Origin of the sequence: Pseudomonas paracarnis (assembly GCF_904063055.1) — a bacterium.
GTDB classification, from domain to species: domain Bacteria; phylum Pseudomonadota; class Gammaproteobacteria; order Pseudomonadales; family Pseudomonadaceae; genus Aquipseudomonas; species Aquipseudomonas paracarnis.
Genome location: NZ_CAJFCN010000005.1, coordinates 280,486 through 304,344 on the forward strand (window position 1 = coordinate 280,486; position 23,859 = coordinate 304,344).

Genomic DNA, 23,859 nt, shown 5'->3' on the forward strand with positions numbered 1-23,859 from the left:
CAAATAATCACCAATTGCCTTGCGCCGCTTCTCCCCCTTCTCTACAATTGCGCCCCTTGCCTTCCTGGCAGGCACCGATGTGCCTCCCCTGCGGCAAGATCCATAAGTGTCATTCACTCCTTGTCTGACCGTTTTTGAGCGGCAGGCTACAACCCGTAAGGAGCATTCATGCGTCATTACGAAATCATCTTTTTGGTCCACCCGGATCAAAGCGAGCAAGTCGGCGGCATGGTTGAGCGTTACACCAAGCTGATCGAAGAAGACGGCGGCAAAATCCACCGTCTGGAAGATTGGGGCCGTCGTCAACTGGCCTACGCAATCAACAATGTTCACAAGGCTCACTACGTGATGCTGAACGTTGAGTGCACTGGCAAGGCCCTGGCCGAGCTGGAAGACAACTTCCGCTACAACGATGCAGTGATCCGTAACCTGGTCATCCGTCGCGAAGAAGCCGTTACCGGCCAATCCGAGATGCTCAAGGCTGAAGAAAACCGCAGTGAGCGCCGTGAGCGTCGCGATCGTCCTGAGCACGAAGGCGCTGAAAGCGCTGAAGGCGAAGAGAACGACAGCGATAACGCTGACGAGTAATCCACGGACCTTATTAAGGAGCCTATCAAATGGCACGTTTCTTCCGTCGTCGTAAATTCTGCCGCTTCACCGCTGAAGACGTGAAAGAGATCGATTACAAAGATCTCAACACTCTGAAAGCCTACGTATCCGAGACCGGCAAAATCGTTCCAAGCCGTATCACCGGTACCAAAGCACGTTATCAGCGTCAGCTGGCCACCGCTATCAAGCGCGCCCGCTTCCTGGCCCTGCTGGCCTACACCGACAGCCACGGCCGCTGAGACCGGGCAGTCGACAAGTAGTAAGGGATTGAATGCATGCGCGCCTTAGCTGAGTTCATCATGCGCGGTCGCGTGCAGGCCACTCTGGTAGTGGCTGGATGTGCGGCATTGCCGTTGCTTTATTGGTTGGGTGCTGCCGCAGGTTGCCTTGTGCTGCTGCGGCGCGGTTTGAAGGACGCCCTTGGCGTTCTTGCCCTGGGTTTGTTGCCGGCCTTGATCTGGTGGCTGCAAATGGGTGATCCACGGGTACTTCTGGTACTGCTGGGGTCATCGAGCCTTGCGTTGGTTTTGCGCGCAAGTGAGTCCTGGGTCCGTACGCTGCTGGTCAGCGTGGCATTGGGGTTGGTGTACTCAGTGATGCTTGGCGCGGCTTTCCGCCCGCAAATCGAGGCGCTGGCGCAGGAGATCGTCAAGATCCTGCCGTTGGCCCTCGGGGATCTCTACCAGCAGTTGTCGGTAGATGAGCGAGCGCGGTTTGCGTCACTGATTGCCCCGGTCCTGACTGGCCTGATTGCGGCTTTGTTGCAGGTCGTCAGCGTGCTGAGCCTGATTCTTGGGCGTTATTGGCAGGCGTTGTTGTACAACCCGGGTGGTTTTGGTCGCGAGTTTCGCAGTATCAGAATCCCAGCGGGGCCGGCGATGTTGCTGCTGGCGTGCATGGTTGTCGGGCCGAACTTCGGCCCACAGATGGCCTTGCTGGCGCCGATTTGCAGCGTACCGCTGGTGTTTGCGGGGCTGGCCCTGATTCATGGGCTGGTTGCGCGAAAGCGCCTGGCCAGGTTCTGGCTGGTGGGGTTGTACGTCACGCTGTTGCTGTTCATGCAGCTGATCTATCCGTTACTCGTGGTCTTGGCCATTGTTGACAGCCTGATTGATTTTCGCGGTCGTCTGGCGTCGAAAGACGCCGATAACGCGAACGGTGAAGGTTAAAAGTTAGAGGATTTTCACATGCAACTGATCCTTCTGGAAAAAGTCGCCAACCTGGGCAACCTGGGCGACAAAGTGAACGTTAAGGCCGGCTACGGTCGTAACTACCTGCTGCCATACGGCAAAGCCACCGCTGCAACCGCTGCCAACCTGGCTGCGTTTGAAGAGCGTCGTGCTGAGCTGGAAAAAGCCGCAGCAGACAAAAAAGCGTCGGCCGAAACTCGCGCTGCCCAACTGGCTGAGCTGGAAGTGACTATCACTGCCACCGCTGGTGACGAAGGCAAGCTGTTCGGTTCGATCGGCACCCACGACATCGCTGATGCACTGACCGCCTCCGGCGTTGAAGTGCAGAAGAGCGAAGTTCGTCTGCCGAACGGCACCATCCGCAACGTAGGCGAATTCGACGTAGCCGTGCACCTGCACGCCGAAGTTGAAGCCACCGTACGCGTTGTCGTGGTAGCAGCTTAAGTCGCACCTAACTGACTGGCACCTCGCGTGCCAGCCGGTTAACATCGGGCACGATCCTGTTTACAGGTCGTGCCTTTTGTTTTTCTACACACCCCAAATTCCAAGTGGCCATGAACGAAATCTCCGCTCCTGAGCAATACGATCTGCAAACCGCTGCCCTGAAGGTGCCGCCGCATTCCATCGAGGCCGAACAGGCCGTGCTCGGTGGCTTGATGCTGGACAACAACGCCTGGGAACGCGTGCTGGATCAAGTCTCGGACGGTGACTTCTATCGCCATGACCACCGCCTGATCTTCCGCGCCATCGCCAAGCTGGCCGACCAGAACTCACCGATCGACGTAGTCACCCTGGCCGAGCAGTTGGACAAGGAAGGCCAGACCTCCCAAGTGGGTGGCCTGGGCTACCTCGGTGAGCTGGCAAAAAACACGCCGTCCGTCGCCAACATCAAGGCCTATGCCCAGATCGTCCGCGAGCGGGCCACGCTGCGCCAGTTGATCGGCATCAGCACCGAAATCGCCGACAGCGCCTTCAACCCCGAAGGCCGCACTGCTGCCGAGATCCTTGACGAAGCCGAGCGGCAGATCTTCCAGATTGCAGAAGCACGGCCCAAGACCGGCGGCCCGGTCAGCGTCAACGACCTGTTGACCAAAGCCATCGACCGCATCGACACCCTGTTCAACACCGACGCGGCTATTACCGGTATTTCCACCGGCTACACCGACCTCGACGAAAAGACCAGCGGCCTGCAGCCGTCCGACTTGATCATCGTCGCCGGCCGTCCGTCGATGGGTAAGACCACCTTTGCGATGAACCTGGTGGAAAACGCCGTTCTGCGCAGCGACAAGGCGGTGCTGGTGTACTCCCTCGAGATGCCAGGTGAATCGCTGATCATGCGTATGCTCTCGTCTCTTGGCCGTATCGACCAGACCAAGGTGCGTTCCGGTCAACTTGAGGATGACGACTGGCCGCGCCTGACCTCGGCGGTCAACCTGCTCAACGACCGCAAGCTGTTTATCGATGACACCGCCGGTATCAGCCCGTCCGAAATGCGCGCGCGTACCCGGCGCCTGGTGCGTGAGCATGGCGACATCGCCCTGATCATGATCGACTACCTGCAGTTGATGCAGATCCCCGGTTCCAGTGGTGACAACCGTACCAACGAGATTTCTGAAATCTCTCGTTCCTTGAAGGCGCTGGCCAAGGAATTCAACTGCCCGGTGGTGGCGTTGTCCCAGCTCAACCGTTCCCTGGAACAACGTCCCAACAAGCGTCCGGTGAACTCCGACTTGCGGGAATCCGGAGCGATCGAGCAGGACGCCGACGTGATCATGTTCGTGTACCGCGACGAGGTGTACCACCCCGAGACGGAACACAAGGGCATTGCCGAAATCATCATCGGCAAACAGCGGAACGGCCCGATCGGGTTTATCCGGTTGGCGTTCATCGGCAAGTACACGCGTTTCGAGAACCTGGCGCCGGGTAGCTACAACTTCGACGACGACGAGTAGTTTCAAGCACCTGTAAGGGCCTCATCGCAGGCAAGCCAGCTCCCACATGTGGAATGCGCTCTCCTGTGGGAGCTGGCTTGCCTGCGATGGGGTCACCACAATTCCGACTACTACCGTCGGAATTGGTCAAAATTTGTGCTATATTCCGCGCCCGCGATTTTTCATCTTCACACCGGTCACCGTCATGCAAACAGCCAAGCCGTTATTTGACTATCCCAAGTACTGGGCCGAATGTTTCGGTCCTGCGCCATTCCTGCCGATGAGCAGGGAGGAGATGGATCAGCTTGGCTGGGATTCGTGCGACATCATCATCGTCACCGGTGATGCCTATGTTGACCACCCATCGTTCGGCATGGCGATCATCGGCCGGCTGCTGGAGTCCCAGGGCTTTCGCGTCGGGATCATTGCGCAGCCGAACTGGCAGTCCAAAGACGACTTCATGAAGCTCGGCGAGCCGAACCTGTTCTTCGGCGTCGCGGCCGGCAACATGGACTCGATGATCAACCGCTACACCGCCGACAAGAAAATCCGCTCCGACGACGCCTACACCCCCGGCGGCATGGCTGGCAAACGCCCCGACCGTGCGAGCCTGGTGTACAGCCAGCGTTGCAAGGAAGCCTACAAGAATGTACCGATCGTACTCGGCGGCATCGAAGCTTCCCTGCGCCGCATCGCCCACTACGACTACTGGCAAGACCGCGTGCGCAACTCGATCCTGATCGACGCCACCGCCGATATCCTGCTGTACGGCAACGCCGAGCGGGCCATCGTCGAAGTTGCCCAGCGCTTGTCGTGGGGCCACAAGATCGAAGACATCACCGATGTGCGCGGTACTGCGTTCATTCGCCGTGACACGCCGGCGGGCTGGTACGAAGTGGACTCCACGCGCATCGACCGTCCGGGCAAGATCGACAAGATCATCAACCCGTATGTGAATACCCAGGACACCCAGGCCTGCGCCATCGAGCAGGAAAAAGGTCCAGTCGACGATCCGGAAGAAGCCAAGGTTGTGCAGATCCTCGCCAGCCCGCGTATGACCCGTGACAAGACCGTGATCCGCCTGCCATCGGTGGAGAAGGTCCGCGGCGACGCGGTGCTCTATGCCCACGCCAACCGCGTGTTGCACCTGGAAACCAACCCAGGCAACGCCCGTGCCTTGGTGCAGAAGCACGGAGAAGTGGACGTGTGGTTCAACCCGCCGCCCATTCCCATGACTACCGAAGAAATGGACTACGTGTTCGGTATGCCTTACGCCCGCGTGCCGCACCCGGCATACGGCAAGGAAAAGATTCCGGCCTACGACATGATCCGTTTCTCGGTGAACATCATGCGTGGCTGCTTCGGCGGCTGCACCTTCTGCTCGATCACCGAGCACGAAGGCCGCATCATCCAGAACCGTTCCGAAGAGTCGATCATTCGCGAAATCGAAGAGATCCGCGACAAAGTGCCGGGCTTCACCGGCGTGATCTCCGACCTCGGCGGCCCGACGGCGAACATGTACCGCATCGCCTGCAAAAGCCCGGAAATCGAATCCGCGTGCCGCAAGCCATCGTGCGTGTTCCCTGGCATCTGCCCGAACCTGAACACCGACCACTCGTCGTTGATCCAGCTGTACCGCAGTGCCCGTGCGTTGCCGGGTGTGAAGAAGATCCTGATCGCTTCCGGCCTGCGCTACGACCTGGCCGTCGAGTCGCCGGAGTACGTCAAAGAGCTGGTCACCCACCACGTCGGTGGCTACCTCAAGATCGCCCCGGAACATACCGAGGAAGGTCCGCTCAACCAGATGATGAAGCCGGGCATTGGCAGCTATGACAAGTTCAAGCGCATGTTCGAGAAGTACACCAAGGAAGCGGGCAAGGAGCAGTACCTGATCCCGTACTTCATCGCCGCCCACCCCGGCACCACCGATGAAGACATGATGAACCTGGCCCTGTGGCTCAAGGGCAATGGCTTCCGTGCCGACCAGGTGCAGGCGTTCTACCCGTCGCCGATGGCCACCGCCACCGCGATGTACCACTCGGGCAAAAACCCGCTGCGCAAGGTCACCTACAAGAGCGACGCGGTGACCATCGTCAAGAGCGAGGAGCAGCGCCGCCTGCACAAGGCGTTCCTGCGTTACCACGACCCGAAGGGCTGGCCAATGCTGCGTGAAGCATTGACCCGCATGGGCCGTGCCGACCTGATCGGGTCGGGCAAGGACCAACTGATCCCGCTGCACCAGCCGTCCACCGACAGCTACCAGAGCGCCCGGCGCAAGAACTCGACGCCGGCCGGCAGCCATAAGGTCGCCAAGGAAACCACCACCAAGATCCTCACCCAGCACACCGGCCTGCCACCCCGTGGCAGCGACGGCAGCAACCCGTGGGACAAGCGCGAGCAAGCCAAGGCTGCGGCCCAGGCGCGCAATAAGCAGGCGGCCAAAGAGCGCAGCGATGCGGCCAAGGGCAAGGGCGGCAAGCCTACGCGCAAGCCGGTTGTGCCGCGTTGATCGACGCCTGAAATGCAAAACGCCAGCCTCGTGCTGGCGTTTTGCTTTCTGGTCGGTGGTGAGTCTGTTTGGTAAGGTGGCGCCCATTAGATTGCTATCGCAGGCAAGCCAGCTCCCACACTTGGAATGCATTCCCCTGTGGGAGCTGGCTTGCCTGCGATGAGGCCGGTCTGGGCACTCTCAATTTCAAGGAAGAACACTTATGGGCAACCCCTTGCTCAACATCGGCATGGACTCCAACCGCTCCCAATTCATGGCGCGCCAGCGCATTGAGAGCCAGATCAACCTGCCGCGGCTGTTCGCCGTCATTGACGCCGACCCCAGCATCGTCGGCGCTGGCGTGGTGTACATCGACGCCGACTTCAACGTGATCACCCTGCGCGAATTCAAGCCCATCTGCAGCATCAAACCCAAGCGCGTCATTTTGCGCGAGGCGCAGAAGTACATCTCGCCGGCGCAGTTCGTCGAGCAGGTGAAGACCGACCCCCGTGAAGGGCGACTCCAGAAGGAGGCCTTTGATATGGGGCTTTCCTGTGGGGCGGCGGTGATCGGTTGGATCGTGGTGTTCAGTGGCAGCGTCGCCGTACCCTTCACCGCCGGCGCCAGTGCTTTTGTGGTGGGTATTGGTGTCACAGCGGCGCTGGCCAGCAGTGCTCAGTGCGGGTTTGGCGTGGCCCGTACCTATAACGAGATCCTTGACCCGCAAGCCAACGACCGTATGGACGACGCCCAGTGGTACGGCGCGGTGTCACCGATTCTCGATGCCGCGTCGTTGGTCGGTATCGGAACGGGAGCCTTCACCACCTTAAGGCTGCTCAAGGCCAAAAAGGCCGCTGCCTTGGGCAAGAGTTGGTATGAGCTGCTCAAGGGTTTGAATCGCCAGGAGCGCAAGAAGTTGACCCAGGAATTGCTCAGTCTCAAAGACCCAAGCCTGACCCCCAAGTTGCTCAAGTTGCAGCAGCGCGCCGGCACATTGCCCAAGCGCTACAGCTCCACGGAAATTCGTCATGCCACGCTCACCCAGCTCAAGGACGCCTTGGGCGGCATGTTGGGTATCTGGGGCAGCTATCGAACCGGTCACGTCGGCTCGGCGTCGACGCTTGCCATTGGCCTGTATGAGGAACTGACGGAATGAAGGGGTTTCCCGATAGGCGCAGTTTCCTTGCGCGTTATTTTCCGGTGTTCATGGGCACCATCTTCATGGCGATTTTCTCTGGTTCGGTGGCTGTCTCCACGGCGGGCGTAACCTATTTGCGCGGGGTTGAACCGGCGCTCAAGGCCAACTACTCCGGGGCTGCAATCCTGGTGCTGGTGGCAGTGTTGGTGTTTGGCAATGTGATGATTGCACGCGGGTATCCCTGGGCGACCCGGCTGGTGGCGGGCTACCTGGTGTGTTGCCTGCTGTTCGTGTTGCCGATGATTCAATACGGCCTCAATACCCTGGTGTACGGCTCGGCGGTGCTGTTTCCGCTGCTGGGCTTGCTGCTGCTCAACAGTAAGCGCCATCGTGAAATGCGCCAGCGGTTACTCGAAATACGTCACCTGCGTCGGGCGGTGATTGCGCAACGCAAGGCCCGTTGATTAGGTAGGTTTATTGGCGGTAGGTGGCCTGTTTGTTAGGGTGGCGCCCATCAGATTGCTATCGCAGGCAAGCCAGCTCCCACAGGGGAATGCATTTCAAGTGTGGGAGCTGGCTTGCCTGCGATGAGGCCGGTCTGGGCACTTTCAATGTCAGGGAAGAACACTTATGGGCAACTCCTTGTTCAACATCGGCATGGATTCCAACCGCTCTCAATTTATGGCGCGCCAGCGCATCGAGAGCCTGATCAATCTGCCACGGCTGTTTGCGGCCATCGATGCTGACCCCGGCGTTGTCGGTGCTGGCGTGGTGTATATCGATGCCGATTTTAATATCGTCACTCTGCGCGAATTCAAGCCCATCTGCAGCATCAAGCCAAAGCGTGTCATCCTGCGCGAGGCGCAGAAATACATCGCGCCGACACAATTCGCTGATCACGTAGTAAACAATCCACGGGAATCCAGGCTGATCGGCGAGGCCGTAAATACCGGAATCTCTTGCCTGGGTGCTGTCATCAGTTGGGCTGCGATTGCCAGCGGTACTATTCTGGTTCCTTTCAGTGCCGGCGCGAGCTCAGTCATTGTGGTGGTGGGGTACGCGGCCGCAGGCGCGAGTTCGCTCCAGTGCTTCAATGGCATTGCCCGAACGACCCTTGAGGTGGCCAAGCCTGAGGTAAACGATTGGCTCGACAGTGAAGGCTGGTACCAGAATGCATCCATTGTGCTGGACGCGGCATCGTTGGCCGGTGTGGGCGCTTCAGCCCTGACGACGGTCAAGCTGGTCAAGGTCGCTAAGGCATCGACGGGCAAGAGCCTGCGGGAAGTGCTACGCGGCTTGAACCGTCAGGAGAGGGCCAAGCTGACCAAGGAACTACTGAGCATCAATGATCCCAGCCTGACCTCGAAGATGCTCAAGCTCAGGCAGGCATCGGGTGAGCTCTCCAAGCGTTTCACCCCGACGCAACTCAAGCAAAGCACCAGTACTCAGATCAAAGATATCCTGGGAGCGACCGTCGGGTTCGGAGGCAGCGCCTACTCTGGGAACGTCAATACCATTGCGATAGGCTTGTACGAGGAAATAAACGAATGAGTGAGCTGATGACGCTGCGCGACTTCTTCAGGCGTCACTTCTTGACGTTTCTGGGCGGCGTATTTGCTGCGTACTTTTCGCTGGCACTTGCAGTGGCGCTGGCTTTCGTTACCTATTTTCGTGATGCGCCCCTTGCTCAAGTCGGGCTCAAGATCCTGGTCGCAGGTGCATTGCTTATCTTGTTGACGGTCCATAGCAACTTTATGATCCTGCGGGGCAAACCTTCATGGGCATGGGTGATGGTCGCCATCTACGCTGCCTGTCTGTTGTTTGTGCTCCCAATGATTCAGTACAACCCACACAGGGTTCTCTATAGCCTGTCGCTGATTTTCCCGCTGTTCGGCCTGCTGGTGCTCAACAGCAGCGGGCAGCGAGAGATGCGGGCAAAACTTGTGCAAATCCGTCAACTGCGCCAAGCCCTGAATACCAGGCGTACTACGCCTTAACTGGGTAGATTCACCACCTGCACTCAGCCCGGCGCTACAAATGTGTGCAGCGCCTGCACCATAGCCGCAACGTTGGCGCTGTTTTGGTGCTGTACTGCACCGGGCCTGACGTTTTAGTGCAATGACTGCTGCTGTGGCATAAGTCTTGCGCGCGTTGTGCTTATGCCCTGGCTCGCAGGAGGCCGCCGTGTCGATTCATGTCGCGTTGCACCACGTTACGCATTACCGCTACGACCGTGCAGTTGAACTCGGCCCGCAGATCGTGCGGCTACGCCCGGCGGCCCATAGCCGTACGCGGATACTGTCCTACGCGTTGAAGGTGTTGCCCGAGCAGCATTTCATCAACTGGCAGCAAGACCCCCAGGGCAATTACCTGGCGCGCCTGGTGTTCCCGGAAAAGACTGACGAGTTGCGCATTGAAGTCGACCTGGTCGCCGAGATGGCGGTGTTCAATCCGTTCGATTTTTTCCTCGAGCCCTACGCCGAAAATATCCCGTTCAGCTACGCCGCCGATGAGCAGCGCGAGCTGGCGCCGTATCTGGAAACCTTGCCGCTGACGCCAAGGTTGGCTGCGTACCTGGCCGGTATCGACCGCACGCCGCTGCCTGCTGTGGATTTCCTGGTCGGCCTCAACCAGCGCCTGGCCGCCGATATCGGTTACCTGATTCGCATGGAACCGGGCGTGCAAACTCCGGAATTTACCCTGGAAAACGCATCCGGCTCTTGCCGCGACTCGGCCTGGTTGTTGGTGCAATTGCTGCGCAACCTCGGATTGGCGGCGCGATTTGTCTCTGGTTATCTGATTCAACTGACCGCCGACGTCAAAGCCCTCGACGGCCCGTCCGGTACCGAGGTGGACTTCACCGACCTGCACGCCTGGTGCGAAGTGTATTTGCCCGGCGCTGGCTGGATTGGCCTGGATGCCACGTCCGGGTTGTTCGCCGGTGAAGGGCATATCCCGTTGGCCTGTAGCCCCGATCCATCGTCCGCCGCGCCCATCAGCGGGTTGGTGGAGCCGTGCGAATGCGAGTTCACCCATGAGATGTCGGTGGAGCGCATCTGGGAAGCGCCACGGGTGACCAAGCCCTACACCGAAGAACAATGGTTGGCGATCCAGACCCTGGGCCGGCAGATCGACGGCGACCTGCTCAAGGACGACGTACGCCTGACCATGGGCGGCGAGCCGACCTTCGTCTCTATCGACGACCCAGACGGCGCCGAATGGAACACCGCAGCCCTGGGCCCGGACAAGCGTCGCCTGTCCGCCGAGCTGTTCCAGCGCCTGCGCCAGCACTATGCGCCCAAGGGCCTGGTGCATTTCGGCCAAGGCAAGTGGTACCCCGGGGAGCAATTACCACGTTGGTCGCTCAACTGTTATTGGCGCCGCGATGGCGTGCCGATCTGGCACAACAGCGCGCTGATCGCCGATGAGCAAGAGGACTACGGCGCCGATGGGGTGATGGCCGGGCGTTTCCTGGCCAGCGTCGCCGAACGCCTAAAACTGCCGGCGCGCTTTGTGTTCCCGGCGTTCGAAGACAATTTCTACTACCTGTGGCGCGAAGGGGCGCTGCCCCAGAACGTCACTGCCCAAGACCCGCGCCTGAGCGACGACCTGGAGCGTGAGCGCCTGCGCAAAGTCTTCAGCCAGGGCCTGGATAAAGTCATCGGCCAAGTGCTGCCGCTGGCACGCACGGCGGCCAATGACCGCTGGCAGAGTGGGCGTTGGTACCTGCGCGACAACCATTGCCGCCTGGTGCCGGGGGATTCGCCGCTGGGCTATCGTCTGCCGCTCGCTTCGCAGCCCTGGGTGACTGCGGCGGAGTATCCGTTTGTGCATCCGACCGACCCTAACCAGGATCAGCCGGATCTGCCGACCAGCGCCCAGTTGCAAAACCATGGCGAGCCCGCGCCGGGTGATGAGCGTGTGCCCAAGGTCGACGAGTCCGCCGACTGGCTGACCCGTACCGCGCTGTGCGCCGAAGCACGAGAAGGCCGCCTGTACCTGTTTATGCCGCCGCTGGAGCGCATCGAGGATTACCTGGAGCTGGTGACTGCCATTGAGGCCACCGCCGAAGAGCTGCATTGCCCGGTACTGCTGGAAGGCTACGAGCCGCCAGCGGATATGCGCCTGAGCAATTTCCGCGTCACGCCAGATCCCGGTGTCATTGAGGTCAACGTACAGCCATCCGCCACCTGGGACGAGTTGGTGGAACGCACCGAATTCCTCTACGAAGAGGCACGGCAAACCCGCCTGACCACCGAGAAGTTCATGATCGACGGGCGCCATACCGGCACCGGTGGCGGTAACCACTTCGTGCTCGGCGGCGCGACGCCCAAGGACTCGCCCTTCCTTCGCCGCCCGGACCTGCTACGCAGCCTGATCAGCTACTGGCATAACCACCCGTCGTTGTCCTATTTGTTCTCCGGCCTGTTTATCGGCCCCACCTCCCAGGCGCCCAGGGTAGACGAGGCGCGCAACGATGCGCTGTATGAACTGGAAATCGCCTTCGCGCAGATGCCGGCACCGGGCGAGGAGTGCCCGCCGTGGTTAGTGGATCGCCTGTTGCGCAACCTGCTGATCGACGTGACGGGCAATACCCATCGCGCCGAATTCTGTATCGACAAACTCTACTCACCCGACGGCGCCACGGGCCGACTGGGCCTGCTGGAACTGCGCGCCTTTGAAATGCCGCCCCATGCGCGCATGAGCCTGACCCAGCAGTTGTTGCTGCGAGCGCTGGTCGCGCGGTTCTGGCGCGAGCCCTATGCGCCGCCGAAGCTGGCGCGCTGGGGCACTGAACTGCATGACCGTTTCCTGTTGCCGCACTTTATCGAGCAGGACTTTGCCGACGTGATCGTCGAGCTGAACGCGGCTGGTTACCCGCTGCGAGCCGAATGGTTCGCGGCGCATCTGGAGTTCCGTTTCCCCAAGGTGGGCGACTACGCCGTCAGCGGTATCGAACTGGAACTGCGCCAGGCCTTGGAGCCTTGGCATGTGCTGGGCGAGGAGGGCGCGGTGGGGGGCACGGTGCGCTATGTGGATTCGTCCCTGGAGCGCCTGCAAGTGAAGTTGAGCGGGTTGCCACCGCAACGCTACCTGCTGACCTGCAATGGCGTGCCGGTGCCGCTGCAACCGACCGGCCGCGTCGGTGAGTTCGTGGCGGGGGTGCGTTACCGCGCCTGGCAACCGGCCAACTGCCTGCAACCGACCATCCCCGTGCATGCGCCGCTGGTATTTGACCTGCTCGACACCTGGATGCAGCGTTCGTTGGGCGGCTGCCAATACCATGTGGCGCACCCGGGCGGGCGCAATTACGACAGCCTGCCGGTGAATGCCAATGAGGCGGAGAGCCGGCGCATGGCGCGGTTTTTCCGCTTGGGGCATAGCCCGGGCAAGCTTGTGGTGCCGACTGTAACGGTAAACGATGAGTTGCCAATGACCCTGGATTTGCGGCGTTTCACAAAAAATAAGGAATGAACATGATCCAAGTGTGGGAGCTGGCTTGCCTGCGATAGCGGTGGTTCAGTCGATAGTTCTGGTGACTGACACACCGCTATCGCAGGCAAGCCAGCTCCCACATTGGATCGTAGTGAATTTGAGTTAACCTGACTTCCCTTGCCTCTGCCGAGCGTTCCATGTCCGACTTGCTCGACCGCTACCCGCTCACCGCGGGCACCTATCACGAACTGCTGGACGCCAGCGGCGCGGTGCGTGCCCATTGGCGACGCTTGTTCGATCACCTGCAACGCAGCACGCCCGCACAACTGGCCCAGCGCCAGGCGTTGTTGACGCGCCAGATCCAGGAAAACGGCGTGACCTACAACGTCTACGCCGATCCCAAGGGCGCCGACCGCCCCTGGGAGCTGGACCTGTTGCCCCATGTGCTGGCGGCCGAGGAGTGGCAGCAACTGTCGGCCGGCATCGCCCAGCGTGCGCGCCTGCTCAATGCGGTACTGGCCGACCTGTATGGCCCGCAGCGCCTGATCAAGGAAGGCTTGCTGCCGGCCGAACTGGTGTTCGGGCATAACAATTTTCTGTGGCCGTGCCAGGGCATCCATCCGCCCGACGGTGCGTTCCTGCATCTGTACGCGGTCGACCTAGCGCGCACGCCGGACGGCCGCTGGTGGGTCACCGCCGACCGTACCCAAGCCCCATCGGGCGCCGGCTACGCCCTGGAAAACCGCACCATCGTGTCCCGCGCCTTCCCGGACCTGTACCGGGATATGCAGGTGCAGCACCTCACCGGTTTCTTTCGCACGCTGCAGGAGACCCTGGCGCGCCAGGCCCCTGGCGATGACCAGCCGCCACTGATCGTGTTGCTCACGCCGGGGCGTTTCAACGAAAGCTATTTCGAACACCTGTACCTGGCGCGACAGCTCGGCTACCCCCTGGTAGAGGGCGGCGACCTCACCGTGCGTGACAGCACTGTGTTCCTGAAAACGCTCAGCGGCCTGCGCCGGGTGCACGCGATCATGCGTCGCCTCGACGATGATTTCTGCGACCCGCTGGAACTGCGCACTGACTCGGCGCTCGGCGTGCCGGGCCTGCTCGACGCCGTGCGTCAAGGCAACGTGCTGGTGGCCAATGCCTTGGGCAGTGGCGTGCTGGAGTCCCCGGGGCTGCTGGGGTTTTTGCCCAAGATCAATGAATTTTTGTTCGGTGAAACCTTGATCCTGCCGTCGATTGCCACCTGGTGGTGCGGCGAAGCGCCGGTCCTTGCCGAAGCCCTGAAAAAACTCCCGGAACTGCTGATCAAGCCGGCATTTCCCTCACAAAGTTTCGCCCCGGTGTTTGGTCGCGACCTTGACGATGAACAGCGCCAGGCCCTGGCCGAACGGATGCGTGCGCGGCCCTATGCCTATGTCGCCCAAGAGCTGGCGCAACTGTCTCAGGCGCCCGTATGGCACACCGTGGATGACCACTTGCAACACCGTGCCATCGGCATGCGTGTCTACGCCGTGGCCAGTGAAGACGGTTATCGGGTACTGCCCGGCGGCCTGACTCGCGTGGCGGCCGACGCCGATGCCGAGGTGGTGTCGATGCAGCGCGGCGGGGCGAGCAAGGACACCTGGGTGCTCGGTGAGCGCGCGCCGGGTGGCGAGCAATGGCGCGCCCAACGCACCATTGGCGCCTATGACCTGGTGCGCCGCGATCCCTATTTGCCCTCGCGCGTGGTGGAAAACCTGTTCTGGTTCGGTCGTTACTGCGAGCGCTGCGACGACAGTGCGCGCTGGCTGCGTATCGTACTGGCGCGGTATGTCGATGGCGACGATCCGCTGGCGTTGCAGGCCGCCGTCGAACTCGGCGAAAGCCTGCGCCTGTTGCCGGAGGAGGGCGAGCTGCCGGAGCGCCTGCTCGCCGCCTTGCTGGGTGATGACTGGCCTTCAAGCCTGCGCGCCAATTTGCAGCGCTTGCAGTGGGCGGCGTCCCAGGTGCGCGGCAAGTTGTCCAGGGAAAACTGGCAGGCCCTGGTGGAGCTGCAACGCGAAGCCATGGAACTGGAAAGCGACACTGCAGACTTTGGCGAGCTGCTCGACTTTCTCAACCGCCTGGTGATGTCCCTGGCGGCACTGTCCGGGTTTGCCCTGGACGACATGACCCGCGATGAGGGCTGGCGCTTCTTGATGATGGGCCGGCGTATCGAGCGTCTGCAGTTTCTGAGCAGCAGCCTAGCGGCGTTCCTGCGTGGCGTGGCCGTGTTCGATCAGGCCGGGCTGGAATGGTTGCTGGAGCTGGGCAACAGCAGCATCACCTACCGCTCGCGCTACCTGGCGGTGCCGCAGTTGATCCCGGTGCTCGACTTGCTGCTGCTCGACGAGCAGAACCCCCATGCGGTGCTGTTCCAGCTCAAGTTGGTGAGCCGCACCCTGCGCCGTCTCAATGATGATTTTGGCGTGCCCCGTGAAACCGGGCTGGCGCCGTTGGTCGAGCGCCTGGCGCGTTTTGACCTGGGCTGCCTGGAGGACGGCCTGTTTGGCGAAACCAGCGTGCGTGCCGCGCTGGACGGCCTGGCCGACTTGCTGCAAGCGGTGGCCGATGAAAGCGGGCAAGTGTCGGATCGCCTGGCGCTGCGCCATTTTGCCCACGTGGATGATGTCAGCCAGCAAACGGTGTCGGTGTAATGAGCGCGCGCTACCAGATTTTCCACGATACCCATTACCACTATGACAGCCCGGTGTCCCTGGCCCAGCAACTGGCGCACCTGTGGCCAAGGCCGTGCGCCTGGCAGAAGTGCACCTGGCAGCAGTTGGATATTAGCCCGGAACCCACCTCGCGCCGCGACGAACTGGACGTATTCGGCAACCCGATCACTCGCCTGGCGTTCGAACGGCCCCATGATGAATTGCTGGTGAACGCCGGGCTCACCGTGGAAGTGCTGGCGCGACCCGCTCTGGACTTCCAGCGGTCGCCGCCCTGGGACCACACCCGCGACAGCCTGACTTACAGCAGCCAGGCATTGAGCGCCGAACTGATCGAAGCCTGTCGTTATCGCTTCGAGTCGCCCTATGTCCATCTGAAGAAAACTTTCGTCGAGTTCTCCGAAAGCTGCTTCCCGCCCGGCGAGCCTTTACTGCTGGGCACGCAGGCATTGATGGAGAAGATCTTCAGCGAATTTACCTTCGATGCCGAAGCCACCCAGGTCGCCACGCCGCTGGTTGAAGTGCTGGAGCGCCGTCGCGGCGTGTGCCAGGACTTCGCTCACCTGATGCTTGCCTGCCTGCGTTCCCGTGGCCTGGCGGCGCGCTATATCAGCGGCTACCTGCTCACCCAGCCACCGCCCGGCCAGCCACGGCTGATTGGCGCGGATGCTTCCCATGCGTGGGTTTCGGTGTTTTGCCCGGTATCAGGCTGGGTGGATTTTGACCCGACCAACAATGTGCAGCCGGCGCTGGAGCACATCACCCTGGCCTGGGGCCGGGACTTTTCTGATGTGTCGCCATTGCGGGGGGTAATTCTGGGGGGAGGCAGCCACGACCCGGAGGTGCGGGTGACGGTGATGCCGCTGGAATGAAAAACGATCATTCCCACGCTCTGCGTGGGAATGCCTGCTGTGACGCTCTGCGTCACCCTTGCGCTGGCTTCAAGCCTGGTGCGGGACGCGGAGCGTCCGGGGCTGCATTCCCACGCGGAGCGTGGGAACGATCATTCAGCTGGGTCTTTCAGGGTTTCGGTCTCGTCAGTTGCCGCTTCACCTTCGGCATCCGGGGTCAGCGCGCCGGCTTCTTCCTCTGCAGCGGCTTTCTTGCGTTGCAGCTTTTCCTCTTTCTTCTGTTCCTTGGCCAAGTCTCTCTGACGTTTGGCGAAGGAGTAATTAGGTTTGGCCATGGGCGATCCTCTAGGGTCGAAGGTGAGGGTGGGCGGCGCGCAGCTGCCTCGGGTCGTCATGGTAGCAGCTTCAGGGGGCCCTTTGCTTTCACTTACCGCAGGCGTAGGCAGCCAGAAGGCCGTTGAACAGGTGATTGAGGTGCATGGCATGAACTCCCGTGAGTGATGGGCCGATCATAATCAGGGTGCGGCAGTTTGGCTGGTTGATTGTGTTGATGAAGCTGATAGCCTAAAGTTGTATACAATCTGTTGATTCAGATCATAAGAACTCAAGCCTGATTGAGGCACCCTTACCGCAATCCGCGTTTTTAAAACCCTGCCTTGGAGATTCACATGTTTGCCAAACTCGTTGCTGTTTCCCTGCTGACTCTGGCGAGCGGCCAGTTGCTTGCTGCAGAGTGCAAGGTCACTGTCGACTCCACCGACCAAATGTCGTTCAACACCAAAGCGATTGAAATCGACAAGAGCTGCAAGCAGTTCACCGTTGAGCTGACTCACTCGGGTAACCTGCCCAAGAACGTGATGGGCCATAACTGGGTGCTGACTACCGAAGCCAATATGCAACCGGTGGCAACCGACGGCATGGCTGCGGGGATCGACAAGGATTACCTGAAAGCCGGTGATGAGCGCATCATCGCCCACACCAAGATCATCGGTGCCGGCGAGAAAGATTCGGTGACCTTCGACGTCTCCAAGCTGAAGGCCGATGAGAAATACAGCTTCTTCTGCTCGTTCCCAGGCCACATCTCGATGATGAAAGGTGCTGTGGTTCTGAAGTAAGACCGCGTTATCGTTCATCGCAGGCAAGCCAGCTCCCACATTCGACCGCATTCCCATGTTGGAATCCGGTCAAGTGTGGGAGCTGGCTTGCCTGCGATGGCGATGTGACAATCAATGCAAAACGATCAGGTTCACCTCAAGGCGCAAACGGCATCACCCGCTTGTGCTCAGTCTTGCGATAGGTCTCGCAGATAATCCTGAACGCCTCCTCACGCACCGGCTCTCCCTGCAGGAACGCATCAATCTCGGCATAGGTCACGCCATGTGACGCCTCGTCCGGCTTGCCCGGCGAAAGGTCTTCCAGGTCGGCGGTCGGTACCTTCTCCACCAGCGATTCCGGCGCGCCAAAGTGACGGGCAATGGCCCGCACCTGATGCTTCACCAGCCCGCTCAACGGTGCCAGATCGCACGCGCCATCACCGAACTTGGTGTAGAAGCCCATCACCGCTTCCGCCGCATGGTCGGTGCCGATCACCAGCCCACCGGCCGCGCCGGCGATGGTGTACTGCGCCACCATACGCATGCGCGCCTTGGTGTTGCCCAGCACGAAGTCACGGGACGCCGCGGCCTTGCCTTCAAAGGCGGCCACTTCATTGGCCAGGGCTTTAACCGCCGGGCCGATGTTCACGGTGTGACGTTCATCCGGCTCGATAAAGTCCACCGAGGCCTGGGCGTCGTGCTCGTCGAACTGGGTTTCGTAGGGCAGGCGCACGGCGATAAAGCGGTACGCCTCATCGCCGGTGCTGGCGCGCAGTTCCTGCACCGCACGTTGGGCCAACAGGCCTGCGGTCAGGGAGTCGACACCACCACTGATGCCGAGCACCAGGGTCTTGAGCCCGGAATTGCGCAGGCAGTCCTGGATAAAGGCCACGCGCCGGGCAACCTCGGCTTCGAGTGCGGCCTGGTCCTTGAACGGGGCTTGCACCTTGAGCTGTTGTGCAATCTCACGCTGTACGGCTTGCATGATTCACTCCTTGCTGGATAGGGCAGGTACTTTGAAAACGTGACGCAAATAGGCGACAAAATTCGGGTCGGTGCAATGGGTCTTGCCCGCTTCATCGGAAATTTTTGCGACGGGCTGGCCATTGCAGGCGGTCATTTTAAGCACGATGCTCATCGGTTCCACCCCTGGAATATCACAGGTCAGGTTGGTGCCGATGCCAAAGCTCACATTAATGCGACCGCGCAACGCCCGGAATATTTCCAAGGCTTTGGGCAATGTCAGACTGTCGGAGAACACCAGGGTCTTGCTCATCGGTTCGATGCCCAGCTTGTGGTAGTGAGCGATGGCTTTTTCTGCCCACTGGATCGGATCACCGGAGTCATGGCGCAGGCCGTCGAACAGCTTGGCGAAGTACAAGTCGAAGTCGCCCAGGAACGCGTCGGTGGTGATGCAATCGGTGAGGGCGATACCCAACAGGCCACGGTACTCGCGCACCCAGCAATCAAGGGCGGCGATCTGGCTGTCGATCAGGCGTGGGCCGAGTTGCTGGTGGGCCATGATCCACTCGTGGGCCATGGTGCCCAGCGGCTTCATATCGAATTCGCGCGCCAGGTGCACGTTGCTGGTGCCGACAAAACGGCCAGGGAAATCGTGCTTGAGCACGCTGACCACTTCCTCTTGCACCCGGTAGGAAAAGCGCCGGCGCGTGCCGAAGTCCGCCACTTGCAGCTCCGACAGCTCATCGCTGCTGGCGTTGGCGGTCAACCAGTCGAACTTGCGATACAGCTGCTCGCGGGCCTGCTCGAGGATCACGGTCTGGTAGCGGTAGCGGTTACGCACCTCGCTGACGATGGCCAGCATTGGCACTTCAAACAGGATCACATGCAGCCACGGCCCGCGCAGGCGGATAAACAACTCGCCGTTCTCGATGCCGGTTTGCACATACCGCAGGTTGAAGCGAAACAGCCCGAGAAAGCGCAGAAAATCCGGCTTCATAAAGCTGATGCGTTCCAGGAACCCCAGTTGATCGGGGCTCAGGCTCAGCTCGGCGAGGCGCTCGATCTGGTAACGAATCTCCGCCAGGTAAGGGCGCAGGTCTTCACTGTTACGGCAACGAAACTCCCATTCAACTTCCACGTTCGGGTAGTTGTGCAGCACCGCCTGCATCATGGTCAGCTTGTAGAAGTCGGTGTCGAGCAGGTTCTGCACGATGCGATCGGCAAACACACTCTCGCTCATAACGGGAATCTCCAGACGGGTCGGCGATGGAGGCCGGCCTTTACGCACAATTGAGGAAGGGGGTTAGTGGCGCATAGACTTGTGGGGTTTTGCCAGTGATTTTTTCAGTAAGGCCACTGGCGCCATCGCAGGCAAGCCAGCTCCCACATTTGAAGTGCATTCCAAACGGTGGGAGCTGGCTTGCCTGCGATGGCGATTCTCCAGGCGCTAAAGCACCTGCTCCATCATCCACTTCACAAACTCGCGCACCTTGGGCACCTCTGCCGAATGCTCAGGATACGCCAGGTAGTAAGCATCCTGGCTCGGCATCGCATGTTGCCAGGGGATCACCAACTTGCCCTCGGCCAATTCCTCCTCCACCAGAAAGCGCGGCAATAACGCCACGCCGCATCCCACCTGCGCCGCACGGATACACATATAAAACGTGTCGAACCGCGGGCCATGGTAGCTGTGCTCGGTATGGAAGCCCTGGCTGGCGAACCAGTCATGCCAGCCCTGGGGCCGCGAGGCGTTTTGCAGTAGCACCAGGTCGCTCAGTTGCGTGGGGTCGGTGAAAGGCTGGGCGGGCAGGCTGTCGGGCGAACACACCGGTACCAGCTCTTCACTGAACAGTTTCAGGCTCTCGGTGCCGGGACGTGCGCCCTGGCCGAAATAGAACGCCATGTCGGCCTTGCCTTGCAGTAACTCGTCCGGGTCCTGTTCGTTGCACAGGTCCAGGTGGATCTGCGGGTGGCGCAAACGCCAGCCTTTGAGGCGCGGCACCAGCCAGCGTGCTCCGAAGGTGTAGGGCGTGGACACGCGCAGCACTTCGGTTTCGCCCCCGTAGGAGCGCAGGTAGTGGGTGGACATTTCCACCTGGGTGAGGATCTTGCGCACTTCCACCAGGTACAGGTCGCCCGCCGGGGTCATCTGCAAGCGGCGGCGCACGCGGCGAAACAGCAGGTGTTGCAACAGTTCTTCCAACTGCGCTACTTGTTTGCTCACCGCGCTTTGGGTGAGGTTCAGTTCCTCGGCGGCGCGGGTGAAGCTCAGGTGGCGGGTGGCCGCTTCGAAACACTGCAGGGCGGTGATCGAGGGCAAATGTCTTTTGTTCAGCACGGCATGCCTCTTTTTATTCTTTGCATGAATAAAGGGAATGATATCTCGCCTAATCGTCGTTTGTTGGCAAGTCTTGGGCCAGCTACAAATAGGGCCAGGATCGCCGTGCGTATTGCGGCGCGAATTTTTGTCTGCAGATTGAAGGAGTGACCCATGGTTGCCGCATTGCTTGATCGTCTCGGGGTAAACCCGGCGCTGTACCAGGCTGGAAAACAACCCGTGCATTCACCGATTGATGGCAGCCGTATCGGCAGTGTGCACTGGGAAGGCGCCGCCGAGGTGGAGCAACAGGTCAGTCGCGCCGAGCATGCATTCGAGGCCTGGCGCAAGGTGCCGGCGCCGCGGCGTGGCGAGCTGGTGCGCCAGTTCGGCGACGTATTGCGCGAATACAAGGCCGACCTGGGCGAACTCGTTTCCTGGGAAGCGGGCAAGATTACCCAGGAAGGCTTGGGTGAAGTGCAGGAAATGATCGACATCTGCGACTTCGCCGTCGGCCTGTCGCGCCAGTTGTACGGCTTGACCATTGCCTCCGAGCGCCCAGGCCACCATATGCGTGAAACCTGGCACCCGCTGGGCGTGGTCGGCGTGATCAGCGCCTTCAACTTCCCGGTGGCTGTGTGGGCGTGGAACACTGCGCTGGCCTTGGTGTGCGGCAACGCGGTGATCTGGAAACCGTCGGAAAAGACCCCGCTCACTGCACTGGCCTGCCAGGCCTTGTTCGAGCGCGTACTGAAAAAATTCGACGGTGCCCCCGAGTACCTCAGCCAAGTGATCATCGGCGGCCGTGACGCCGGCGCTGCGCTGGTGGATGACCCGCGCGTCGCCCTGATCAGCGCCACCGGCAGCACGCGTATGGGCCGTGAAGTGGCACCCAAAGTCGCCGCACGTTTCGCCCGCAGCATCCTTGAACTGGGCGGCAACAACGCGATGATTCTCGGCCCAAGCGCCGACCTGGACATGGCCGTGCGCGCCATCCTCTTCAGCGCGGTGGGCACCGCCGGCCAACGCTGCACCACCCTGCGCCGGCTGATCGCCCATGAGTCGGTCAAGGAAGAAATCGTCACCCGCCTCAAGGCCGCCTATTCCAAAGTGCGCATCGGCCACCCACTGGAAGGCAACCTGATCGGCCCGCTGATCGACAAGCACAGTTTCGACAACATGCAGGACGCCCTTGAGCAAGCCTTGAGCGAAGGCGGCAAGGTGTTCGGCGGCAAGCGCCAACTGCAAGACACATTCCCCAACGCCTACTACGTATCGCCGGCCATCGTGGAAATGCCCGAGCAAAGCGACGTGGTGTGCAGCGAAACCTTCGCGCCGATTCTTTACGTGGTCGGCTACACCGACTTCGCCGAAGCCCTGCGCCTGAACAATGCCGTGCCACAAGGTTTGTCGTCCTGCATCTTCACTACCGACGTGCGTGAAGCCGAGCAGTTCATGTCGGCGGTGGGCAGTGACTGTGGCATTGCCAACGTCAACATCGGCCCGAGCGGCGCGGAGATCGGTGGCGCGTTCGGGGGTGAAAAAGAAACCGGCGGCGGGCGTGAATCGGGCTCGGATGCGTGGCGCGGGTATATGCGCCGGCAAACCAATACTGTGAACTACTCGCTGGAACTGCCGTTGGCACAAGGCATCACGTTCGACTGACCAGACTGATCGTTCCCACGCTCTGCGTGGGAACGCATTCTGTGACGCTCCGCGTCACGACAATGCGGACGCGGAGCGTCCAAGGCTACATTCCCACGCAGAGCGTGGGAACGAGCGGTGGTGAATTCATCCCGGAGTCTGGCAATGGCACTGCGCGAAACATGTTTATGGGAACACCTCACCCCAGGCCGTCCCGACCGAGCCGCGCTCAAGGGCGCGGTCAAGGTGGATGTGTGCGTGATCGGCGCCGGCATCACCGGTTTGTCGGCGGCCATTCATTTGCTGGAACAAGGTAAAAGCGTCGTCGTACTGGAGGCCCATCGCACCGGTCACGGCGGCTCGGGGCGCAACGTAGGGCTGGTCAACGCCGGCCTGTGGATTCCACCGGACGAGATCGAGGCCGGTTTCGGCACAGCGGTGGGCAGCCAGCTCAACCGCATGTTGGGTGCGGCGCCGTCCCTGGTGTTCAGCCTGATCGACAAGTACAACATCGACTGCCAATTGCGCCGTGAAGGCACCTTGCACATGGCGCACAACGCCCGTGGCGAGGCGGACTTGCGCAGCCGTGAGCAGCAGTGGAAGCGCCGTGGCGCACCGGTTGAGTTACTCACCGGCCAGGCCTGCGAGCACGCCACCGGTACCCGGAAAATCGCCGCCGCGTTGCTGGATCGGCGCGCCGGCACCTTGAACCCCATGGGCTACACCACTGGGTTGGCAAATGCCGCCGCAGCGTTGGGCGGGCAGTTGTTTGACCATTCACCGGTCACCCAGCTTGAACGCCAAGGCGCCGATTGGTCGGTGCAGACCGCCGAGGGTGCGGTGCAGGCCGCGCAGGTGGTGATCGCCTCCAACGCCTACACCGAAGGCGAATGGACTGAACTGCGGCGTAACTTCTTCCCCGGCTATTACTACCAGGTGGCGTCGGCGCCGCTGACCGATGACGCGGCCAAACAGATCCTCCCCGGCGGCCAGGGTTCGTGGGACACGCGCCAGGTCCTGAGCAGTATTCGCCGCGATGCCGACGGGCGCCTGTTGCTGGGCAGCCTGGGTAACGGCAACCAGAAACCGGCATGGTTTCTCAAAGCGTGGGCCGATCGGGTGCAGCAACACTACTTCCCGTACCTCAAACCGGTGCAATGGGAATTCACCTGGACCGGCTGCATCGCGTTCACCCCCGACCACTTGATGCGCCTGTTCGAACCGGCCCCCGGCCTGGTGGCGGTTACCGGTTATAACGGGCGCGGGGTGACCACTGGCAGCGTAGTGGGCAAGGCGTTTGCCGACTACCTGTGTCACCAGGACCCCCAAGCCTTACCGATCCCTTTTGCCCCTATGCAACCTCTGGCCGCTGTGGGCCTGCGCAGTTGCCTGTATGAAGCCGGCTTCTCGCTCTATCACGCCGGGCAATGCCTGAGGATCGTGATCTGATCAGCGAAATACCCCTCAGAAGCCTGCGTTTTCTTAGCAGGCTACCC

The 23,859-nt window shown here is 60.9% G+C and carries 20 protein-coding genes; 16 read left to right on the top strand and 4 right to left on the bottom strand.

What is annotated here, in order from left to right; all coding sequences use genetic code 11:
• Positions 1 to 168: 168 nt before the first annotated feature.
• The 13 genes from rpsF to JMV15_RS13555 all read left to right on the top strand — a co-directional run bounded on the left by rpsF (position 169) and on the right by JMV15_RS13555 (position 16,366).
• The gene (gene rpsF / locus JMV15_RS13495) at positions 169 to 588 is read left to right on the top strand and encodes a 30S ribosomal protein S6 (protein ID WP_003188075.1); all 420 of its coding nucleotides are present in this window, start codon (positions 169 to 171) and stop codon (positions 586 to 588) included.
• 29 nt (positions 589 to 617) lie between these two features.
• Positions 618 to 848: a 30S ribosomal protein S18 gene (gene rpsR, locus JMV15_RS13500; protein WP_002551829.1), complete on the top strand. Its 231-nt coding sequence runs from the start codon at positions 618 to 620 to the stop codon at positions 846 to 848.
• 36 nt (positions 849 to 884) lie between these two features.
• The gene (locus JMV15_RS13505) at positions 885 to 1,778 is read left to right on the top strand and encodes a YybS family protein (RefSeq protein WP_019818302.1); all 894 of its coding nucleotides are present in this window, start codon (positions 885 to 887) and stop codon (positions 1,776 to 1,778) included.
• Positions 1,779 to 1,796: 18 nt separating this feature from the next.
• The gene (rplI, locus tag JMV15_RS13510) at positions 1,797 to 2,243 is read left to right on the top strand and encodes a 50S ribosomal protein L9 (RefSeq protein WP_003171376.1); all 447 of its coding nucleotides are present in this window, start codon (positions 1,797 to 1,799) and stop codon (positions 2,241 to 2,243) included.
• A gap of 110 nt (positions 2,244 to 2,353) precedes the next feature.
• A complete protein-coding gene (dnaB, locus tag JMV15_RS13515; RefSeq protein WP_003188079.1) occupies positions 2,354 to 3,751 on the top strand; it encodes a replicative DNA helicase in 1,398 nt (465 codons plus the stop codon).
• Between the two features lie 184 nt (positions 3,752 to 3,935).
• The gene (locus JMV15_RS13520) at positions 3,936 to 6,239 is read left to right on the top strand and encodes a YgiQ family radical SAM protein (RefSeq protein WP_003188080.1); all 2,304 of its coding nucleotides are present in this window, start codon (positions 3,936 to 3,938) and stop codon (positions 6,237 to 6,239) included.
• Between the two features lie 202 nt (positions 6,240 to 6,441).
• Complete coding sequence (locus JMV15_RS13525) at positions 6,442 to 7,374, top strand: hypothetical protein (RefSeq protein ID WP_019818300.1); 933 nt, start codon at positions 6,442 to 6,444, stop codon at positions 7,372 to 7,374.
• The gene (locus JMV15_RS13530; protein ID WP_014716677.1) at positions 7,371 to 7,820 is read left to right on the top strand and encodes a hypothetical protein; all 450 of its coding nucleotides are present in this window, start codon (positions 7,371 to 7,373) and stop codon (positions 7,818 to 7,820) included. The genes JMV15_RS13525 and JMV15_RS13530 overlap by 4 nt, the downstream gene beginning before the upstream one ends.
• 166 nt (positions 7,821 to 7,986) lie before the next feature.
• Entirely contained in the window at positions 7,987 to 8,907 is a 921-nt protein-coding gene (locus tag JMV15_RS13535) for a hypothetical protein (protein WP_014716678.1), read from the top strand.
• Positions 8,904 to 9,353 carry a hypothetical protein gene (locus JMV15_RS13540; protein WP_020301625.1) on the top strand — a complete coding sequence of 150 codons (450 nt, stop codon included), beginning with the start codon at positions 8,904 to 8,906 and terminating at the stop codon, positions 9,351 to 9,353. Before JMV15_RS13535 ends, JMV15_RS13540 begins: the two co-directional genes overlap by 4 nt.
• 187 nt (positions 9,354 to 9,540) lie before the next feature.
• Complete coding sequence (locus JMV15_RS13545) at positions 9,541 to 12,831, top strand: transglutaminase family protein (protein WP_201491588.1); 3,291 nt, start codon at positions 9,541 to 9,543, stop codon at positions 12,829 to 12,831.
• 158 nt (positions 12,832 to 12,989) lie between these two features.
• Positions 12,990 to 15,476, top strand: a complete 2,487-nt coding sequence (locus JMV15_RS13550; protein ID WP_069868922.1) for a circularly permuted type 2 ATP-grasp protein — start codon at positions 12,990 to 12,992, stop codon at positions 15,474 to 15,476.
• Positions 15,476 to 16,366, top strand: coding sequence for a transglutaminase family protein (locus JMV15_RS13555; RefSeq protein ID WP_020301622.1), 891 nt, complete (start codon positions 15,476 to 15,478; stop codon positions 16,364 to 16,366). Before JMV15_RS13550 ends, JMV15_RS13555 begins: the two co-directional genes overlap by 1 nt.
• Positions 16,367 to 16,497: 131 nt before the next feature.
• Here the strand turns inward: JMV15_RS13555 and JMV15_RS13560 are convergent, their stop codons facing one another.
• On the bottom strand, positions 16,498 to 16,680 hold the full coding sequence (locus tag JMV15_RS13560; RefSeq protein ID WP_038448658.1) for a hypothetical protein: 183 nt from the start codon (positions 16,678 to 16,680) through the stop codon (positions 16,498 to 16,500).
• Positions 16,681 to 17,013: 333 nt separating this feature from the next.
• Here JMV15_RS13560 and azu point away from each other — a divergent pair, with 333 nt between their 5' ends.
• Positions 17,014 to 17,460 (top strand): azurin, encoded by a 447-nt coding sequence (gene azu, locus JMV15_RS13565; RefSeq protein ID WP_014716684.1) that lies wholly within the window; start codon positions 17,014 to 17,016, stop codon positions 17,458 to 17,460.
• 136 nt (positions 17,461 to 17,596) lie between these two features.
• On the opposite strand, the gene nadE is transcribed toward azu, so the two are convergent.
• The 3 genes from nadE to JMV15_RS13580 form a co-directional block, all read right to left on the bottom strand.
• Entirely contained in the window at positions 17,597 to 18,424 is an 828-nt protein-coding gene (gene nadE / locus JMV15_RS13570; protein ID WP_014716685.1) for an ammonia-dependent NAD(+) synthetase, read from the bottom strand.
• Positions 18,425 to 18,427: 3 nt separating this feature from the next.
• Positions 18,428 to 19,642, bottom strand: coding sequence for a nicotinate phosphoribosyltransferase (gene pncB / locus JMV15_RS13575; protein ID WP_003188094.1), 1,215 nt, complete (start codon positions 19,640 to 19,642; stop codon positions 18,428 to 18,430).
• Between the two features lie 207 nt (positions 19,643 to 19,849).
• Positions 19,850 to 20,740: a LysR family transcriptional regulator gene (locus JMV15_RS13580; protein WP_014716686.1), complete on the bottom strand. Its 891-nt coding sequence runs from the start codon at positions 20,738 to 20,740 to the stop codon at positions 19,850 to 19,852.
• A 153-nt stretch (positions 20,741 to 20,893) separates the two neighbouring features.
• Here JMV15_RS13580 and amaB point away from each other — a divergent pair, with 153 nt between their 5' ends.
• Together amaB and amaA are read left to right on the top strand one after the other, a co-directional pair.
• A complete protein-coding gene (gene amaB / locus JMV15_RS13585; protein ID WP_003188096.1) occupies positions 20,894 to 22,384 on the top strand; it encodes an L-piperidine-6-carboxylate dehydrogenase in 1,491 nt (496 codons plus the stop codon).
• A gap of 144 nt (positions 22,385 to 22,528) precedes the next feature.
• The gene (amaA, locus tag JMV15_RS13590; RefSeq protein ID WP_038448662.1) at positions 22,529 to 23,812 is read left to right on the top strand and encodes an L-pipecolate oxidase; all 1,284 of its coding nucleotides are present in this window, start codon (positions 22,529 to 22,531) and stop codon (positions 23,810 to 23,812) included.
• The last annotated feature ends 47 nt before the right edge of the window (positions 23,813 to 23,859 follow it).

Excerpts from the sequence above, each read along its gene's own strand:
- JMV15_RS13505 (WP_019818302.1), top strand. The coding sequence starts at position 885 with ATGCGCGCCTTAGCTGAGTTCATCATGCGCGGTCGCGTGCAGGCCACT.
- dnaB (WP_003188079.1), top strand. The coding sequence starts at position 2,354 with ATGAACGAAATCTCCGCTCCTGAGCAATACGATCTGCAAACCGCTGCC.
- azu (WP_014716684.1), top strand. The coding sequence starts at position 17,014 with ATGTTTGCCAAACTCGTTGCTGTTTCCCTGCTGACTCTGGCGAGCGGC.
- nadE (WP_014716685.1), bottom strand. The coding sequence starts at position 18,424 with ATGCAAGCCGTACAGCGTGAGATTGCACAACAGCTCAAGGTGCAAGCC.
- amaB (WP_003188096.1), top strand. The coding sequence starts at position 20,894 with ATGGTTGCCGCATTGCTTGATCGTCTCGGGGTAAACCCGGCGCTGTAC.
- pncB (WP_003188094.1), bottom strand. The coding sequence starts at position 19,642 with ATGAGCGAGAGTGTGTTTGCCGATCGCATCGTGCAGAACCTGCTCGAC.
- amaA (WP_038448662.1), top strand. The coding sequence starts at position 22,529 with ATGGCACTGCGCGAAACATGTTTATGGGAACACCTCACCCCAGGCCGT.
- JMV15_RS13535 (WP_014716678.1), top strand. The coding sequence starts at position 7,987 with ATGGGCAACTCCTTGTTCAACATCGGCATGGATTCCAACCGCTCTCAA.
- JMV15_RS13540 (WP_020301625.1), top strand. The coding sequence starts at position 8,904 with ATGAGTGAGCTGATGACGCTGCGCGACTTCTTCAGGCGTCACTTCTTG.
- JMV15_RS13560 (WP_038448658.1), bottom strand. The coding sequence starts at position 16,680 with ATGGCCAAACCTAATTACTCCTTCGCCAAACGTCAGAGAGACTTGGCC.
- JMV15_RS13525 (WP_019818300.1), top strand. The coding sequence starts at position 6,442 with ATGGGCAACCCCTTGCTCAACATCGGCATGGACTCCAACCGCTCCCAA.
- rpsF (WP_003188075.1), top strand. The coding sequence starts at position 169 with ATGCGTCATTACGAAATCATCTTTTTGGTCCACCCGGATCAAAGCGAG.
- JMV15_RS13530 (WP_014716677.1), top strand. The coding sequence starts at position 7,371 with ATGAAGGGGTTTCCCGATAGGCGCAGTTTCCTTGCGCGTTATTTTCCG.
- JMV15_RS13550 (WP_069868922.1), top strand. The coding sequence starts at position 12,990 with ATGTCCGACTTGCTCGACCGCTACCCGCTCACCGCGGGCACCTATCAC.
- JMV15_RS13555 (WP_020301622.1), top strand. The coding sequence starts at position 15,476 with ATGAGCGCGCGCTACCAGATTTTCCACGATACCCATTACCACTATGAC.
- rplI (WP_003171376.1), top strand. The coding sequence starts at position 1,797 with ATGCAACTGATCCTTCTGGAAAAAGTCGCCAACCTGGGCAACCTGGGC.
- rpsR (WP_002551829.1), top strand. The coding sequence starts at position 618 with ATGGCACGTTTCTTCCGTCGTCGTAAATTCTGCCGCTTCACCGCTGAA.
- JMV15_RS13520 (WP_003188080.1), top strand. The coding sequence starts at position 3,936 with ATGCAAACAGCCAAGCCGTTATTTGACTATCCCAAGTACTGGGCCGAA.